We start from the raw sequence: 16,495 nt of genomic DNA, 5'->3' as shown, positions 1-16,495 counted from the left end.
ATTCGGTCTTATGGAACAACGTAAGAAGTCGGGCATCAGCCCCAAAGCGATCAAATGGATCTGGGGCGTGGCCTTTGCACCTTTCGTACTGCTGGCACTGCTGCTGTTGCTGACGGCGCTCGGCCTCTTCGGCCGCCTGCCCTCGTTCGAGGAGCTGGAGAACCCCCGCAGCAATCTGGCCACGGAGATCTACTCCGAAGACGGCAAGGTCATCGGCACGTTCTTCGTGCAGAACCGCTCCTACGTGCAGTATGCCGACCTCTATCCGACGGACTCGACGCTCCATATCCGCCTCGACGGCCATGAGGTGCCGCCGATCGTCGCGGCGCTCATCTCCACGGAGGATGCCCGCTTCCGCAGCCACTCGGGAATCGACATTCCGTCGCTGGCCCGCGTAGCCTTCAAGACCGTGCTGCTGCAGAATACCTCGCAGGGCGGCGGTTCGACCATCACCCAGCAGCTGGCCAAGAACCTCTTCCCGCGCGATACGGCCCGCAACCGCGGCCGCGTGGCCCGTATGACCAAGCTCGTGACGGCGAAACTCAAGGAGTGGATCACGGCCCTCAAACTCGAATACAACTATACGAAGGAGGAGATCGCCGCCATGTACCTCAATACGGTCGAATACGGTTCGAATGCCTACGGCATCAAGTCGGCGGCCCATACGTTCTTCAACAAGGAGCCCCACGAGCTCAACGTACAGGAGGCGGCCGTGTTGGTCGGCGTGGTGAACGCCCCGACGCGCTATTCGCCCGTGCGGAACCCGGACAATGCGCTGGCCCGCCGCAATTTGGTCCTCACGCGCATGGAGGAGTCCGGGGCGCTGACGCGCAAGCAGCGCGACTCGATTGCGGCGCTGCCCATCGTGCTGAACTACCGCCCCATTTCGCACAACGAGGGCTCGGCGACCTATTTCCGCGAGATGCTGCGTCTGGTGATGAGTGCCGACCGCCCGAAGCGCAGCCAGTTCTACAACGAGTGGGACTACGACCAGGCGGTCAAGGAGTATGACGAGAATCCGCTCTACGGCTGGTGCCACAAGAACCGCAAGGCCGACGGTACGCCCTACAACATCTACCGCGACGGCCTGAAGATCTACACGACGATCAATTCGCGGATGCAGACCTACGCCGAACAGGCCGTGCAGAAGCAGATGGAGACGGTCATCCAGCCCAAGATGGATGCGCAGTACCGCCGCACGAAGGTGTTGTTCCTCGATACGGACCGTGAGGAGCGTGAGCGGATCATGCGTCAGGCGATCCGCTATTCGGACCGTTACCGCGAGATGAAGCGGGCGGGCTTCAGCGAGCGGCAGATTACGGCGTCGTTCGACGAACCCTGCCCGATGCGGGTCTTCACCTACAAGGGCGAACGCGATACGGTGATGACGCCGCGCGACTCGATCCTCCACCACAAGCGCATCATGCGGGCGGCGATGGTGGCGATGGACCCCCGCACGGGTTATGTCAAGGCCTACGTCGGCGGTCCGAACTTCCGCTACTTCAAGTACGACATGGCCAAACAGGGCAAACGCCAGATCGGTTCGACGATCAAGCCCTTTGTCTATACCTTCGCCATCGACCATCTGGGCTTCACCCCCTGCACGATGGTTCCGAACCTGCCGACGACGATCGAGACGGCCAACGGCACGGCCTGGTCGCCGAAGGAGGCCGGCAAGGTGGTCTACGACGGCGTGCTGCATCCGTTGCGCTGGGGCCTGGCCCGCAGCCGCAACAACTACTCGGCCTGGATCATGAAGCAGGCCAAGCAGCCCGAGGCCGTCGCCGACTTCATCCACAACATGGGTATCCGCAGCTATATCGATCCGGTTCCGGCGCTCTGCCTGGGCACCTCCGAATCGAACGTCTACGAGATGGTCAGCGCCTTCTCGACCTTCGCCAACGAGGGGGTGCATACCGACCCGATCTTCGTGACGCGCATCGAAGACCGGCAGGGCAATCTGATCGCCTCGTTCATCCCGCAGTCGCAGGACGCCATCAGCGAACGCACGGCCTATACGATGCTGACGATGCTCGAAGGGGTGGTCAATGCCGGAACGGCCGGACGTCTGAAGTGGCAGTTCGGACTCACGGACATGGAGATCGGCGGCAAGACCGGTACGTCGAACAAGAACCGCGACGCCTGGTTCATGTGTGTGGCTCCGAAACTGGTGGCCGGCGCCTGGGTCGGCGGTGAGGATCAGTCGGTGCACTTCCTTTCGGGCGGTGAGGGTAGCGTGGCGGCTCTGCCGATCGTGGGCGAGTTCCTCAAGCGGGTCTACGACGACGGACACCTGGGCGTGAGCCGTACGGACCAGTTCGTGCGGCCGGCGATGATGCCCCACTACGATTGTGAGGACGAGATGGATGCCGCTGGCCCCGAGCAGAGCGACGAGGAGGAGTTTTTCGGGTAGAGTCCCGGACTTCCGTCCGCCGGGCTCCGCTTCGCAGCCTTGGGGACGGGAATCTGAGACGGCAGATGTCGTTATGCGGGGTGAAGGGCTTGGGTTCTTAAAAAAATTTACTATATTTGTCCGGACAACTTGTCCCGCTATCCGTTAAATTAGGAAACAACATGAGAATTGCCATTGTGGGCGCCAGTGGCGCCGTAGGACAGGAGTTCCTGAAAATCCTCGAAGAACGCGATCTGAAGATCGACGAATTGCTGTTGTTCGGCTCCCAGCGGAGCGCCGGACGGACCTACCGTTTCCGCGGCAAGGATCTGACGGTCCGCCTGCTGCAGCATAACGACGATTTCAAGGGGGTGGATTACGCCCTGACGTCGGCCGGTGCCGGCACCTCGCGCGAATTTGCCGATACGATCACCAAATACGGCGCCCTGATGATCGACAACTCGAGTGCCTTCCGCATGGATGCCGACGTGCCGCTGGTCGTTCCGGAGGTGAATCCCGAGGATGCGAAGTGTGCTCCGCGCCGGATCATCGCCAACCCCAACTGCACGACGATCCAGATGGTTGTGGCGTTGAACGCCATCGAGAAGCTTTCGCATATCCGCCGAGTGCACGTGGCAACCTACCAGTCGGCCAGCGGAGCCGGAGCCTCGGCCATGACCGAACTGGTCAATCAGTATGCCGAACTGGCCGCCGGCAAGGAGCCGACGGTCGAGAAGTTCGCCTTCCAGCTGGCCTACAACGTCATTCCGCATATCGACGTCTTCACCGAGAACGACTACACGAAGGAGGAGATGAAGATGTTCAACGAGACGCGCAAGATCATGCACTCCGATATCCGTGTGTCGGCCACCTGCGTACGGGTGCCGGTGATGCGGGCCCATTCGGAGAGCGTCTGGCTCGAGACCGAGCGTCCGGTTTCGGTCGAGGAGGCTCGCGCGGCATTTGCCCAGGCGCCGGGCGTGGTGCTGATGGACGATCCGGCCAACAAGGTTTACCCGATGCCGCTGTTCATCGCCGGCAAGGATCCCGTCTACGTGGGCCGCATCCGCAAGGATCTGACCGATGAAAACGGCCTGACGTTCTGGTGCGTGAGCGACCAGATCAAGAAGGGGGCGGCACTCAATGCCGTGCAGATCCTCGAGACGCTGCTCTGATGGCGGCGGGTCTGCGGCGGGAGTCCCGTCGGCGTGCGACCGACCTGAAAAACCCTGTTCCGGATTCACGGGACAGGGTTTTTTCATGGGTGGGCCGGCCGAGTCGGGGCCGATTTTATTTTTCGCTCCCCCGCCTTGCCTCCCCCGGGAGGCTGCCGGATTATTTGACGGGGAGTTCCCAGTCGTCGGTGCGGAACGACGAGGCGGGAATGCCGCTGGTGTTGAAGAGCGAGGCCTCGGCATAGTTGCGGAAGGCGTAGCGTACGGCAACCGGTGTTGGAACCTCCTCGCTGGAGACGATCAGCACATCCTTGCGGCCGTCGATCCACGCCTTGGCCGGATGGAAGACCCGGTCGGCTCCGGCCACCTCGAACCCGGCGAGTTCGTCACCCAGCGGCGCCAGCGAACTCTTGCCCGTGCGGAAGGTCAGCAGGGCACGGTTGCCCTCGACGCTCATCGACTCGTAGACCGGAGCGTTGGGTTCGAATCCCCGGATGCCGTAGTCGTTGTACAGCGCCAGCCAGGCCAGCCGCTGACCGACCTGAGCCTTGCGTGCCGGATGGATGCAGGTTTTGTTGCCGATGTCGAGCGTGACGACCATGCCGCTGGCCGGAATCTCGTCGAGATTGCGCATCTGGGCCTCACGCAGCAGCGCCGAACCGCCCACCAGATCGGGGACTCCGTACTTGTAGGGTGCGATCTGCACGTAGTAGAACGGCAGGGTACCCTGGCCCCAGTTCTTGCGGAGCATCTCGACGAAGGCCGGCATCAGCCGTTGATACTGGGCCGGGCGGTTGCGGTTCTCCTCGCCCTGATACCAGAGGAACCCCTTGATCGTATAGGGGATGAGCGGGGCGATCATCGCATTGTAGAGCATCGTGGGTTGATGCGACGGGTGGTTGATCTTGTCGTTCCGGTCGAGGAACGAGAGGTCGAATTCCGGGAAGGCCTCCATGGCAGGGCGGTCCATCCATGCCTCGACGGGGGTTCCGCCCCAGCAGGTGACGATGATTCCGACCGGAATGTCGAGCCGCTGCTCGAGGTAACGGGCAAAGTAATAGGCCGTGGCACTGGAGGCGGCGACCGCGTCGGGCGTGTTCTCCAACCAGCGGGCCGAACAGCTCTCCTGCGGCGTGCGGGCCGTGGCGCGCTGGACGGTACAGATGCGGATCGGCGTTGAGGCCTTGGCTCCGACGATCACCTCCGTGGCCCCTTCGACGGGCTGATTCCGGAAGCCGCCCATGGGCATCTCCATGTTCGACTGTCCGGAGCAGAACCACACCTCGCCGATCAGGACGTTGTTGATCTTCAGCGCTTCGCCGTCGCTCAGCTCGATGGTGTAGGGACCGCCCGCCTCGGGAGTGGGAACGGTCGTCTGCCAATGGCCCTCGCGGTCGGCCGTCGTTGTAACGGGGTGTTTGCTCCACGACGGTCGGATCGTCACCTTTTTACCCGGCGAAGCCGTTCCCCAGAAGCGGGCATCGCTCTGTTGTTGGAGTACCATGTTGTCACTGAAGAGCACCGGCAGGGTGATCTTCGCCTGCAGGGTGAAGGCCGTTCCGAGAGTGGCCAGTGTCAAAAGGAGTCGTTTCATGGCTAATTGTCAGATCTTTTCAAGTTCGACTGTGAAGTGCCGCAGGATCGGGGCCTCGAAGGTGATCCGGTAGCCGGTCGTGATCTCGGCGCGGCGTTCGTAGATGTTGCGGCAGGCGGCGGCAATGACGCGGATGTGGTTGTCCGTATAGACGCGGCGCGGGATGGCCAGACGCAGCAGTTCGAGGGCCGGATAACGGTTTTCGTGCGTTTCGGGGTCGCGGTCCGCGAGGATCGAGCCGATCTCCACGCCGCGGATCCCCGCCTCGATGTAGAGCTCCACGGCCAGCGTCTGGGCAATGAACTGCTCCTTCGGGAGGTTCGGCAGTACCTTCTTGGCGTCGATGAAGATCGCGTGTCCGCCGGCCGGCCGCTGATACGGTACGCCGTACTCGTCGAGCAGGTCGCCCAGCAGTTTCACCTGGCGGATGCGGGCGTCAAGCTGCTCGAACTCCGTATTCTCGTCCAGCCCCACGGCCAGGGCATCCATGTCGCGTCCTGACATGCCGCCGTAGGTGACATACCCCTCGTACATGATGCAGAACGACATGGCGCGCGTGAAGAGCTCCTCGGAGCGCATGGCCACCAGTCCGCCCATGTTCACCACGCCGTCTTTCTTGGCCGACATGGTCATGATGTCGGCGTAGGAGTAGATCTCGCGGGTGATCTCCTTGATCGAACGGTCGGCATAGCCCTCTTCGCGGGTCTTGATGAAGTAGGCGTTCTCGGCAAAGCGCGCCGAGTCGATGAGCAAGGGCACGCCGTAGCGGCGGCATACCTCGGCCGTCTGGCGGATGTTGTGCATCGAGACGGGCTGTCCGCCGGCCGTATTGTTGGTGATGGTCAGCACCACGCACGGAACCTTCTCGCGGGGATTCTCGCGCAGGACCTTTTCGAGTTTCTCCGTGTCCATCTCACCCTTGAAGGGGAGTTCGAGCTGGGTGTCGGCTGCGGCGTCGATCGTACAGTCGACGGCGTGGCAGCGGCGGAACTCGATGTGTCCTTTCGTGGTGTCGAAGTGCGAGTTGCCGGGGACGATGTCACCCTCGTGGAGCAGCGCCGAGAAGATGACGTTTTCGGCGGCGCGTCCCTGGTGGGTCGGCAGGAAGTAGGGCATGCCGAAGAGCTTCTCGACCATGGCCCGCAGCCGGAAGTAGGAGGAGGCGCCGGCATAGCTTTCGTCGCCGGTCATCATGGCGGCCCACTGGCGGTCGGACATCGAGCCCGTGCCGGAGTCGGTCAGCAGGTCGATCGTTACCTGGTCGGCGCGCAGCTTGAAGAGGTTGTAGTGGGCCTCACGGATCCAGGTTTCGCGCTCTTCGCGGGTCGACGTGCGGATGGCCTCGGTCATCTTGATCTTGTAGGGTTCAGCATAGGGTAGTTTCATGGTGTTGGTTTGAAAGGTTATTTCTCAAAATTACGCAAAAAAATCGAGATATTGCCTCCGGAGCTTTCAATTTATACGAAAAACCGCCGTTTCCCAGGAGAACGGCGGTGTGGAACGGGCCTTGACGGCGGGCAGGATCAGAAGTAGTAGTTGAATCCGATCGTGGCGCCGAGGTTCAGACCGAGCGAGAAGCTGCGGTTCGAGAGTTTGTTGTCGCCCTCCTTGGTGATGTCGGTGCGGTAGCCCAGGTCGCCGGCATTGAACATGATGCCGATGTGGTCCGAAGGCCGGAATTCGAAGTTGAGCAGGTTGAGACCTACCTGGAACATCGAGGTGTTCTGCTCGGTGACATCCGTATCGTTGATCTCCGATTTGTTCTTTCCGAAGCCTGCGCCCACGTAGAAACGCGGAACGTAGTAGAATTTCTCACCCAGCGAGATGTAGTAGCTGACCATCGGGCGGATGATGAAGAGTCCGCTCTTGTCGAAGAGCTGGTCGCCGTTGGTGGAGTTGTTGCGGTTCGGATCCTTCGTGAAGCTGTAGCCGATGGCGCCGCCGACCGAAAGTTTGTCGATGACGAAGTAGTGGAACTGCGGTGTGATTTCGAAACTGCGCGACCCCTTCTCGGTGGCGGAGGTCGAGGCTACGGTGGCCTTCGAGCTGGAGGATTTCCAGGACAACGATCCCGAAACGAGCATGTCGCCGCCCTCCTGGGCGTACAGGGCCGAGGTCATGCCGGCCAGGGCCAGACAAAGCAGAAGTTTTTTCATGAGTGTAGTGTTTGGGTGAATAATGAATGTTTTGGAATTCTTCTCAAAGATACGATTTTTTGGGTTCGAAGAGGCAAAAACACCGATATTTTTCCAGAATCCAGATCCGGGGATGCCGGCTGACGGTTGTCGACCCGGCGGCGATTGTCGTCCGGGAAGGTCCGACGTCCGTTCGGGCCCCCGGCTTCGGAGCCGAAAAACCGACTTTTTAAAAAATTTTTGCCTCGGGGTTGTGTTTTCTGCGCGAAAGAGCGTATCTTCGCAACGCGAAATGCCGCTAATCCGATGGTGGAGAGAATTCAATACTTGCTGATTCTGTTGCTCTTCGTTCTGACGGGGAGTCTGGAAGGTGTATCTTTCCGGAACGAGGTCCACGACAACCAGTCGGTGCTGACCTGCTCGACCGAATCCGACGGTGCTTCCGATGCCGTTCGCAACCAGCTCTCTGCGTGGACCCACTCCTGCGAATTCCAGGCCGAATCCCCGGTTGTCATCTTCGAACACAAGTTCGTCGTGCGGCAGCGTGCCGTGCAGCGTGCCGGCGTGGAGCGCGCCTTCGGGGTGCGGATCGCCTCGGCCCGGCACTCCGACGCCGGGCCCGGCTCTGCGGTGGATGACTATGTCATTTCGCTCGGGTGCCTGCTGATTTGACCCGCCCGGCTCCGTCTTCCGCCGCCGCGGAGCACGGCCTCCGCCGATATTGGCCGCAGGACGGACCCAGTAACCGACCCCGGGAGCCCTCCTCCCGCCGGTCGCAGCAACCGTCGAATCCATAAATAAATTAATATATGTATTTCACGCTATTGGTGGTCGTCATTCTTACGGCCATTGCGCTGGTTGCAGTCGCGTTGGGCATCGCCCGCGCCATCTCGCCGCGTTCGTACAACCCCCAGAAGGGTGAGGCCTACGAATGCGGTATTCCGACGCACGGACGTTCGTGGATGCAGTTCAAGGTGGGTTACTACCTCTTTGCCATCCTCTTTCTGATGTTCGACGTCGAGACGGTCTTCCTCTTCTCGTGGGCCGTCGTCGTGCAGGATCTCGGCACCTACGGGCTGGTGAGCATCCTGTTCTTCCTGGTCGTATTGATTTTGGGCCTGGCCTATGCCTGGCGGAAAGGAGCTTTGGAATGGAAGTAGGAAAACCCCGCATCAAGTCGATGAAGTACGAAGACTTCAACGACAACGAGTACATCGAATCGATGATTCGCGAGTTGCGCGAGCACGGCACGAACGTCGTCGTGGGATGCCTGGACGAGGTGATCGAATGGGGCCGCAGCAACAGTCTCTGGCCGCTGACCTTCGCCACGAGCTGCTGCGGCATCGAGTTCATGGCCGTGGGCGCCGCGCGCTACGATTTTGCCCGGTTCGGGTTTGAAGTGGCCCGCGCCTCCCCGCGCCAGGCCGACTTCATCATGGTCGCCGGTACGATCACCCACAAGATGGCCCCCGTGCTGCGGCGCCTCTACGACCAGATGGCCGACCCGAAGTACGTGATCGCCGTGGGCGGCTGCGCCATCAGCGGCGGCCCCTTCAAGCGGTCGTACCACGTCGTCAACGGCGTGGACCAGATCCTGCCCGTCGACGTCTACATCCCGGGCTGCCCGCCGCGTCCCGAGGCGATGCTCTACGGACTGATGCAGCTGCAGCGCAAGGTGCGCCTGCAGCGCTTCTTCGGCGACGTCAACCGGCAGATCGACGAGAAGGAGTACGAAGAGCTGATGCGGCGCGACCTGACGGCCGAAAAGAACGATTTGAACGTGGAAAGAGCTGACAAACATGAATGATACGCTGAAAGAGAGAATGACGGCCTGGGAACCCGCGGCCGTCGCGTGCGAGCAGGGCGACGGATACTTCGCCGTGCCGCCCGAGCGGCTGCACGCGCTGGCCGAGCGGCTGCATGCCGAGGGATTCGACTTCCTGCGCAGCCTCACGGGCATGGACTGGGGCGAGGAGGGCCTCGGCGCCGTCTACCATATCGAATCCACCGCCACGGGCGAGAACATCGTCCTGCGCACGGTGACACCCGACCGCGAGCGGCCCGTGCTGCCGTCGGTCTGCGACGTGTGGCGCGCCGCGGAGCTCAACGAACGCGAGGTCTTCGACTACTTCGGCGTCCGGTTCCTGAACCATCCCGACATGCGGCGCCTCTACCTGCGCGACGACTGGGTGGGATACCCCCTGCGCAAGGACTACGACCCGTCGCTGAACCCCCTGCGCATGAGCAACGAGGTCTCGCGCGACGATGCGCCGAGCTACGAGCTGCTGCCCGACGGCAGCTACATCCGCAAGCGCACGCCGATCTTCGACGAGGACGAATACGTCATCAACATCGGCCCCCAGCACCCGGCCACGCACGGCGTGCTGCGCTTCCGCGTCTCGCTCGAGGGTGAGATCATCCGCAAGCTCGACGTGCACTGCGGCTACATCCACCGCGGCATCGAGAAGATGTGCGAGGAGCTGACCTATCCGCAGACCCTCGCGCTCACGGACCGGCTCGACTACCTCGGCGCCTCGCAGAACCGCCACGCGCTGTGCATGTGCATCGAGCGGGCGATGGGGGTCGAGGTCTCCGAGCGCGTGCAGTACATCCGCACGATCATGGACGAGCTGCAGCGCATCGACTCGCACCTGCTCTTCTTCTCGTGCCTCTGCATGGACATGGGCGCCCTGACGGCCTTCTTCTACGGCTTCCGCGACCGCGAAAAGGTGCTCGACATCCTCGAGCAGACGACCGGCGGCCGCCTGATCCAGGCCTACAACACGATCGGCGGCGTGCAGGCCGACATCCATCCCGACTTCGTGCGCAAGGTCAAGGAGCTGATCGCCTACCTGCGTCCCACGCTGCGCGAGTACCACGAGATCTTCACGGGCAACGTCATCGCCCGCGAACGGTTGGAGGGGACGGGCGTGCTGTCGCGTGCCGACGCCATCTCGTTCGGCGCCACGGGCGGTACGGGCCGCGCGTCGGGCTGGGCCTGCGACGTGCGCAAGCGCCACCCCTACGCCATGTACGGTAAGGTCAACTTCCGCGAGGTGCTCTTTACCGAGGGCGACTGCATGGCCCGCTACATGGTCCGCATGCGCGAGATCGAAGAGAGCATGCGCATCATCGAGCAGCTCGTCGACAACATCCCCGAGGGGGCGTACCAGCTGAAGATGAAGCCCGTGATCCGCATCCCCGAGGGCAGCTACTACGCCGCCGTCGAGGGGAGCCGCGGCGAGTTCGGCGTCTTCATCGAGAGCCGCGGCGACAAGTACCCCTACCGCATGAAGTTCCGTTCGACGGGGCTTCCGCTGGTGGCCTGTCTGGACACCATCTCGCGCGGGGTGAAGATCGCCGACCTGATCGCCATCGGCGGAACGCTGGACTATGTGGTCCCCGATATTGACCGTTAAACGCAAAACCCGAAGATATGTTTGATTTCAGCATAATTACAAGCTGGGTTCACGGACTGCTGACGTCGTGGATGCCCGAGGGCCTGGCGATCTTCCTCGAATGCGTGATCGTCGGCGTCTGCCTGCTGCTGATGTATGCCGTGATCGCCATCGTGATGATCTTCATGGAGCGCAAGGTCTGCGCGGCGTTCCAGTGCCGTCTGGGCCCGATGCGCGTGGGACCGTGGGGCACGGTGCAGGTCTTCTGCGACGTGCTGAAGATGTTGACCAAGGAGATCATCACCATCCGCCATTCGGACCGTCTCCTCTACAACCTGGCCCCCTATATCGTCATTCTGGCTTCGGTGCTGGCCTTCGCCTGCCTGCCCGTGGCGCGGGGGCTGGAGATCCTCGACTTCAACGTCGGCGTCTTCTTCCTGATGGCCGCCTCGTCGATCGGCGTGGTGGGCATCCTGCTGGCCGGCTGGGGCTCGAACAACAAGTATTCGCTCATCGGAGCCATGCGCAGCGGCGCCCAGATGATCTCCTACGAACTCTCGATCGGCCTGTCGATCCTCACGATCGTCGTGCTGACCGATACGATGCAGTTTTCGGAGATCGTCGAGCGGCAGGCCGACGGCTGGTTCCTCTTCAAGGGCCACATCCCGGCGCTGATCGCCTTCGTGATCTACCTCATCGCGGGCAACGCCGAGGTCAACCGCGGACCGTTCGACCTCCCGGAGGCCGAGTCGGAACTCACGGCCGGTTACCACACCGAGTATTCGGGCATGCACTTCGGCCTCTTCTACGTCGCCGAGTTCGTCAACCTGTTCATCATCTCGGGCGTGGCGGCCACGATCTTCCTCGGAGGCTGGATGCCGCTGCACATCCCCGGCTGGGAGGGCTTCAACACCGTCATGGACTACATCCCGGGCTTCGTGTGGTTCTTCGCCAAGGCCTTCTTCGTGGTGTGGCTGCTGATGTGGATCAAGTGGACCTTCCCGCGGCTGCGCGTCGACCAGATCCTGACGCTCGAATGGAAATACCTCGTGCCGATCGGACTGGTGAACCTGCTGCTGATGGTCATTGTCGTCGTATTCAAACTGCATTTCTGATTATGAGCTATATCAAAGGACTCTTCCAGGGGATCGGCAGCCTGGCTACGGGCCTGAAAGTTACTTTCAGGGAGTTCTTCACGCCGAAGGTCACGGAACAGTATCCCGAGAACCGGGCGACGCTGCGGATGTACGACCGCTTCTGCGGCGAACTGACCATGCCGCACGACGCCGAAGGGCGCAACAGGTGCATCGCCTGCGGGCTCTGTCAGGCGAACTGTCCGAACGGTACGATCCGCCTTGTGACCGAGACGGTCGCCGATCCCGAAACGGGCAAGACGAAGAAGCGACTCGTGCGCTACGAGTACGACCTGGGGTCGTGCATGTTCTGCCACCTGTGCGTGAACAGTTGCCCAACGGGCGCCATCCGCTTCTCCCAGAAGTTCGAACACGCGGTCTTCACCCGCGAAAAACTCGTCAAACAACTCAACCGCTAAGCCATGGAGATCACACTCGAACTGATCGTTTTCATCATTCTTGCGCTTTTTATCAGCGTGAATGCCGTGCTGGCCGTGACAACCAAACGTATTTTGCGTGCCGCGACCTATCTGCTGTTTGTGTTGTTCGGCACGGCCGGTATCTATTTCCAACTCAACTATTCGTTCCTCGGGGCCGTGCAGCTGCTGATCTATGCCGGCGGTATCACGGTGCTCTACGTCTTTTCGATTCTGCTGACGTCGAGCGAAGGCGACAAGACCTCCGACCTGAAGGGCTACAAACTCGTGGCGGGACTGATCGCCACGGTCGTGAGTCTGGGCATCTGCCTCTGGGTGATGCTGCGCCACGACTTCCTGCCCCAGCACTTCGAACACGGCGAACTCAACGTACAGGAGATCGGCCATGCGTTGATGAGCGCCGACAAATACGGTTACGTGCTGCCCTTCGAGGTCATCAGCGTGCTGCTGCTGGCCTGCATCGTCGGCGGCATCCTGATCGCCCGCAAACGCTAAAACCAGTACGGCTATGATCAAAATGGAATATTACCTCGTCGTCTCCACGATCCTGATGTTCGTGGGCATCTACGGCTTCGTCACGCGCCGCAACCTGCTGGCGATGCTGATCTCCGTGGAGCTGATCCTCAATTCGGTGGATATCAACTTCGTGGTCTTCAACCGTTTCCTCTTTCCGGAGCAGCTCGAAGGATTCTTCTTCACGCTCTTTGCCATCGGCGTGAGCGCCGCGGAGACCGCCGTGGCCATCGCCATCATCATCAACATCTACCGCAACATCCGCAACATCGAGGTCAAGAACCTGCGGGAGATGAAGTGGTAAACCCCGTGCACGAACGCTTATGGAATATACGATTCTGATTCTGTTGCTGCCCTTCGTGAGCTTCCTGCTGCTGGGACTCGCGGGCATGAAACTCCGGCCCGTGGTGGCGGGGGCCATCGGTACGGCGGTGCTGGCCGTGGTGGCCGTGCTGAGCTACCTGACGGCCTGGGAGTATTTCTCGGCCGGACGCGACGCCGCAGGCCTCTTCCCGACCCTCATTCCGTGGAATACGGTCTGGCTGCCCATCTCGGGTGATCTGCACATCGACCTGGGTGTGCTGCTCGATCCGATCTCGGTAATGATGCTGGTGGTGATCTCCACCGTGTCGCTCATGGTCCACATCTATTCGTTCGGCTACATGAAGGGCGAGCGGGGCTTCCAGCGCTACTACGCCTTCCTGTCGCTCTTCACGATGAGCATGATGGGGCTGGTCGTGGCGACGAACATCTTCCAGATGTACCTCTTCTGGGAGCTGGTGGGCGTCAGCTCCTACCTGCTGATCGGCTTCTACTACACGAAGCCCGAGGCGATCGCCGCCTCGAAGAAGGCCTTCATCGTGACGCGCTTCGCCGACCTGGGCTTCCTCGTCGGCATCCTCGTCTACGGCTACTACGCCGGGACGTTCACTTTCACGCCCGCCGCCGCGACGCTGGCCGCCGCCGGGGTGATGATCCCGCTGGCGCTGGGTCTGATGTTTGTCGGCGGTGCGGGCAAGAGCGCCATGTTCCCGCTGCACATCTGGCTGCCCGACGCCATGGAGGGCCCGACACCCGTTTCTGCGCTGATCCATGCCGCGACGATGGTCGTGGCCGGTGTCTACCTCGTGGCGCGGATGTTCCCGCTGTTCATCGGCTACGCCCCCGAGGTGCTGCACTGGACGGCCTACATCGGTGCCTTCACGGCGCTGTACGCCGCCGTGGTAGCCTGCGTGCAGAGCGACATCAAGCGCGTGCTGGCCTTCAGTACCATCTCGCAGATCGGCTTCATGATCGTGGCGCTGGGCGTCTGCACGTCGAGCGACCCCCACACGGGCGGTCTGGGCTACATGGCCTCGATGTTCCACCTCTTCACCCACGCCATGTTCAAGGCGCTGCTGTTCCTCGGTGCCGGCGCCATCATCCACGCCGTACATTCGAACGAGATGTCGACGATGGGCGGCCTGCGCAAGTATATGCCCCTGACGCACATCACGTTCCTCGTGGCCTGCCTGGCCATCGCCGGCATCTGGCCCTTCAGCGGTTTCTTCTCGAAGGATGAGATCCTGACGGCCTGCTTTGCCTTCAGCCCCGTGATGGGGTGGGTGATGACGGCCATCGCCGGTCTGACGGCCTTCTACATGTTCCGCCTCTACTATGGCATCTTCTGGGGCCGCGAGAACCGCGAGCTCCACGCCGAGCATACGCCCCACGAGGCCCCCTTCACGATGACGCTCCCGCTGCTGATTCTGGCTGCGGTGACCTGCGTGGCGGGCTTCATCCCCTTCGGGCAGTTCGTCTCGTCGGACGGCCTCCCCTACACGATCCACATCGACGGCCGTGTGGCGACGCTGAGCCTCTGCGTGGCCGTCGTGGCCATTGCGCTGGCCACGTGGATGTACGCCCGTGAGAAGCAGCCCGTGGCCGACCGTCTGGCCGAACGCTTCAGCGGTCTGCATCGGGCGGCCTACCACCGCTTCTACATCGACGAGGTGTACCAGTTCATCACCCACCGCGTGATCTTCGCCTGCATCTCGACGCCGATCGCCTGGTTCGACCGTCACGTCGTCGACGGCTTCCTCAATCTGCTGGCTTCGGCCACGAACGGTGTCGCCTGCCTGATCCGCGGCATGCAGAGCGGCAGTGTGCAGCGTTACTGCATCTGGTTCATGGGCGGTGCGCTGGGACTGACGATCCTGATTCTTTTAATCTGCTAATCGGAACACGTTATGAATATCTTATCCCTGTTTCCTGCCGTACCCCTGGTGATGATGCTGGGGTTGTGGCTCTCGAAGTCACGGCGGCAGATCCATACCGTGATGGTGGTGGGATCCACGGTGCTGCTGGCGCTGGCCGTATGGCTCGTTTTCCACTACCTCGGCCTGCGTGAGGCGGGTGAAACGGCCCAGATGCTTCTTACGGAGAGCGTCATGTGGTACGCCCCGCTCAACATCCACTATGCCGTGGGTGTCGACGGTATCTCGGTGGCCATGCTGTTGCTCTCGGCCATCATCGTCTTTACGGGCACCTTCGCCTCGTGGCAGATGCAGAAGGACGTCAAGGCCTATTTCCTGTGGTTCTGTCTGCTGAGTGTCGGCGTCTTCGGATTCTTCATCTCGGTCGACCTCTTCACGATGTTCATGTTCTACGAGGTGGCGCTGATCCCGATGTATCTCTTGATCGGCGTCTGGGGCAGCGGCCGCAAGGAGTACTCGGCCATGAAGCTGACGCTGATGCTCATGGGCGGTTCGGCGCTGCTGCTGATCGGCATCCTGGGCATCTATTTCGGTGCCGGTGCCACGACGATGAACGTGCAGGAGATCGCCGCCCTGCACAACATTCCGATCCAGCTGCAGCGGATCTGGTTTCCGCTGGTCTTCATCGGATTCGGCGTGCTGGGGGCCCTGTTTCCCTTCCACACGTGGAGCCCCGACGGTCACGCCTCGGCCCCGACGGCCGTCTCGATGCTTCACGCCGGCGTGCTGATGAAGCTGGGCGGCTACGGCTGCTTCCGCGTGGCGATGTACCTGCTGCCCGAGGCGGCGCACGAGCTGAGCTGGATCTTCATCATCCTGACGACCATCTCGGTGGTCTACGGCGCCTTCTCGGCCTGCGTGCAGACCGACCTGAAGTACATCAACGCCTACTCGTCGGTATCGCACTGCGGTCTGGTGCTCTTCGCCATTCTGATGATGAATACCACGGCCTCGACGGGCGCCATCCTGCAGATGCTGAGCCACGGTCTGATGACGGCGCTCTTCTTCGCGCTGATCGGCATGATCTACGGCCGTACGCATACGCGTGACGTGCGTCAGCTGAGCGGTCTGATGAAAGTGATGCCCTTCCTGGCGGTGGGTTACGTGATCGCCGGTCTGGCGAACCTCGGACTGCCGGGCCTGAGCGGCTTCGTGGCCGAGATGACGATCTTCAATGGCGCCTTCATGAACGACGATACGTTCCACCGCGTGGTGACCGTCATCGCCTGCACGTCGATCGTCATCACGGCGGTCTACATCCTGCGCGTCATCGGACGGATCCTCTACGGCACGTGCCAAAACCCCGAACATCTGAAACTCTCCGACGCCACGTGGGACGAACGCTTCGCGGTCATCTGCCTGGTTGTGGCCGTCGCCGGTCTGGGCCTGGCCCCGCTGTGGGTGAGCGACATGATCCGCGGCAGCGTCTCGGAACTCATTGCACACATTTTGAGTTGATAAGC

At 61.7% G+C, this 16,495-nt stretch carries 15 protein-coding genes; 12 read left to right on the top strand and 3 right to left on the bottom strand.

All coding sequences use genetic code 11. From position 1 onward, the window contains the following. Window positions 1-10: 10 nt before the first annotated feature. Both PUQ42_RS06760 and PUQ42_RS06755 read left to right on the top strand, forming a co-directional pair. Entirely contained in the window at window positions 11-2,413 is a 2,403-nt protein-coding gene (locus PUQ42_RS06760; RefSeq protein WP_273372200.1) for a transglycosylase domain-containing protein, read from the top strand. Window positions 2,414-2,574: 161 nt separating this feature from the next. Beyond that, on the top strand, window positions 2,575-3,567 hold the full coding sequence (locus tag PUQ42_RS06755; protein ID WP_087310739.1) for an aspartate-semialdehyde dehydrogenase: 993 nt from the start codon (window positions 2,575-2,577) through the stop codon (window positions 3,565-3,567). 160 nt (window positions 3,568-3,727) lie between these two features. On the opposite strand, the gene PUQ42_RS06750 is transcribed toward PUQ42_RS06755, so the two are convergent. From PUQ42_RS06750 to PUQ42_RS06740, 3 genes are all read right to left on the bottom strand, one after another. After that, window positions 3,728-5,161, bottom strand: a complete 1,434-nt coding sequence (locus tag PUQ42_RS06750; RefSeq protein WP_273372198.1) for a sialate O-acetylesterase — start codon at window positions 5,159-5,161, stop codon at window positions 3,728-3,730. A gap of 9 nt (window positions 5,162-5,170) precedes the next feature. Continuing rightward, window positions 5,171-6,547 (bottom strand): tryptophanase TnaA, encoded by a 1,377-nt coding sequence (locus PUQ42_RS06745; RefSeq protein WP_122119747.1) that lies wholly within the window; start codon window positions 6,545-6,547, stop codon window positions 5,171-5,173. Between the two features lie 137 nt (window positions 6,548-6,684). Continuing rightward, the gene (locus tag PUQ42_RS06740) at window positions 6,685-7,317 is read right to left on the bottom strand and encodes an outer membrane beta-barrel protein (protein ID WP_087310745.1); all 633 of its coding nucleotides are present in this window, start codon (window positions 7,315-7,317) and stop codon (window positions 6,685-6,687) included. Between the two features lie 285 nt (window positions 7,318-7,602). On the opposite strand from PUQ42_RS06740, the gene PUQ42_RS06735 reads away from it, so the two are divergent. From PUQ42_RS06735 to PUQ42_RS06690, 10 genes are all read left to right on the top strand, one after another. After that, a complete protein-coding gene (locus PUQ42_RS06735; RefSeq protein WP_087310747.1) occupies window positions 7,603-7,968 on the top strand; it encodes a hypothetical protein in 366 nt (121 codons plus the stop codon). 137 nt (window positions 7,969-8,105) lie between these two features. Then, entirely contained in the window at window positions 8,106-8,456 is a 351-nt protein-coding gene (locus tag PUQ42_RS06730; RefSeq protein ID WP_087310749.1) for an NADH-quinone oxidoreductase subunit A, read from the top strand. Then, window positions 8,447-9,103, top strand: a complete 657-nt coding sequence (locus PUQ42_RS06725) for an NADH-quinone oxidoreductase subunit B (protein WP_273372191.1) — start codon at window positions 8,447-8,449, stop codon at window positions 9,101-9,103. Before PUQ42_RS06730 ends, PUQ42_RS06725 begins: the two co-directional genes overlap by 10 nt. Window positions 9,104-9,119: 16 nt before the next feature. Beyond that, a complete protein-coding gene (locus tag PUQ42_RS06720) occupies window positions 9,120-10,715 on the top strand; it encodes an NADH-quinone oxidoreductase subunit D-related protein (protein WP_420534953.1) in 1,596 nt (531 codons plus the stop codon). Window positions 10,716-10,732: 17 nt separating this feature from the next. Next, window positions 10,733-11,809 (top strand): NADH-quinone oxidoreductase subunit NuoH, encoded by a 1,077-nt coding sequence (gene nuoH / locus PUQ42_RS06715; protein ID WP_273372186.1) that lies wholly within the window; start codon window positions 10,733-10,735, stop codon window positions 11,807-11,809. A gap of 2 nt (window positions 11,810-11,811) precedes the next feature. Further along, window positions 11,812-12,246 (top strand): 4Fe-4S binding protein, encoded by a 435-nt coding sequence (locus PUQ42_RS06710; protein WP_273372184.1) that lies wholly within the window; start codon window positions 11,812-11,814, stop codon window positions 12,244-12,246. Between the two features lie 3 nt (window positions 12,247-12,249). Further along, window positions 12,250-12,759 carry an NADH-quinone oxidoreductase subunit J family protein gene (locus tag PUQ42_RS06705; protein ID WP_273372181.1) on the top strand — a complete coding sequence of 170 codons (510 nt, stop codon included), beginning with the start codon at window positions 12,250-12,252 and terminating at the stop codon, window positions 12,757-12,759. A 13-nt stretch (window positions 12,760-12,772) separates the two neighbouring features. Then, on the top strand, window positions 12,773-13,081 hold the full coding sequence (gene nuoK, locus PUQ42_RS06700; protein WP_087262723.1) for an NADH-quinone oxidoreductase subunit NuoK: 309 nt from the start codon (window positions 12,773-12,775) through the stop codon (window positions 13,079-13,081). A 19-nt stretch (window positions 13,082-13,100) separates the two neighbouring features. Continuing rightward, on the top strand, window positions 13,101-14,993 hold the full coding sequence (gene nuoL / locus PUQ42_RS06695) for an NADH-quinone oxidoreductase subunit L (protein ID WP_087310761.1): 1,893 nt from the start codon (window positions 13,101-13,103) through the stop codon (window positions 14,991-14,993). A 12-nt stretch (window positions 14,994-15,005) separates the two neighbouring features. After that, window positions 15,006-16,490 carry a complex I subunit 4 family protein gene (locus PUQ42_RS06690; RefSeq protein WP_087310763.1) on the top strand — a complete coding sequence of 495 codons (1,485 nt, stop codon included), beginning with the start codon at window positions 15,006-15,008 and terminating at the stop codon, window positions 16,488-16,490. The last annotated feature ends 5 nt before the right edge of the window (window positions 16,491-16,495 follow it).

The organism is Alistipes megaguti, assembly GCF_944320325.1.
Lineage (GTDB): Bacteria > Bacteroidota > Bacteroidia > Bacteroidales > Rikenellaceae > Alistipes > Alistipes megaguti.
Note: the sequence above shows the minus strand (reverse complement) of the source record. Positions and strands in the feature narration are given on the sequence as shown.

Coding starts and splice junctions, on each gene's coding strand:
- PUQ42_RS06750 (WP_273372198.1), bottom strand. CDS start 5,161: ATGAAACGACTCCTTTTGACACTGGCCACTCTCGGAACGGCCTTCACC.
- PUQ42_RS06730 (WP_087310749.1), top strand. CDS start 8,106: ATGTATTTCACGCTATTGGTGGTCGTCATTCTTACGGCCATTGCGCTG.
- PUQ42_RS06745 (WP_122119747.1), bottom strand. CDS start 6,547: ATGAAACTACCCTATGCTGAACCCTACAAGATCAAGATGACCGAGGCC.
- PUQ42_RS06755 (WP_087310739.1), top strand. CDS start 2,575: ATGAGAATTGCCATTGTGGGCGCCAGTGGCGCCGTAGGACAGGAGTTC.
- nuoL (WP_087310761.1), top strand. CDS start 13,101: ATGGAATATACGATTCTGATTCTGTTGCTGCCCTTCGTGAGCTTCCTG.
- PUQ42_RS06720 (WP_420534953.1), top strand. CDS start 9,120: ATGACGGCCTGGGAACCCGCGGCCGTCGCGTGCGAGCAGGGCGACGGA.
- PUQ42_RS06705 (WP_273372181.1), top strand. CDS start 12,250: ATGGAGATCACACTCGAACTGATCGTTTTCATCATTCTTGCGCTTTTT.
- nuoK (WP_087262723.1), top strand. CDS start 12,773: ATGATCAAAATGGAATATTACCTCGTCGTCTCCACGATCCTGATGTTC.
- PUQ42_RS06735 (WP_087310747.1), top strand. CDS start 7,603: ATGGTGGAGAGAATTCAATACTTGCTGATTCTGTTGCTCTTCGTTCTG.
- PUQ42_RS06725 (WP_273372191.1), top strand. CDS start 8,447: ATGGAAGTAGGAAAACCCCGCATCAAGTCGATGAAGTACGAAGACTTC.
- nuoH (WP_273372186.1), top strand. CDS start 10,733: ATGTTTGATTTCAGCATAATTACAAGCTGGGTTCACGGACTGCTGACG.
- PUQ42_RS06690 (WP_087310763.1), top strand. CDS start 15,006: ATGAATATCTTATCCCTGTTTCCTGCCGTACCCCTGGTGATGATGCTG.
- PUQ42_RS06740 (WP_087310745.1), bottom strand. CDS start 7,317: ATGAAAAAACTTCTGCTTTGTCTGGCCCTGGCCGGCATGACCTCGGCC.
- PUQ42_RS06710 (WP_273372184.1), top strand. CDS start 11,812: ATGAGCTATATCAAAGGACTCTTCCAGGGGATCGGCAGCCTGGCTACG.
- PUQ42_RS06760 (WP_273372200.1), top strand. CDS start 11: ATGGAACAACGTAAGAAGTCGGGCATCAGCCCCAAAGCGATCAAATGG.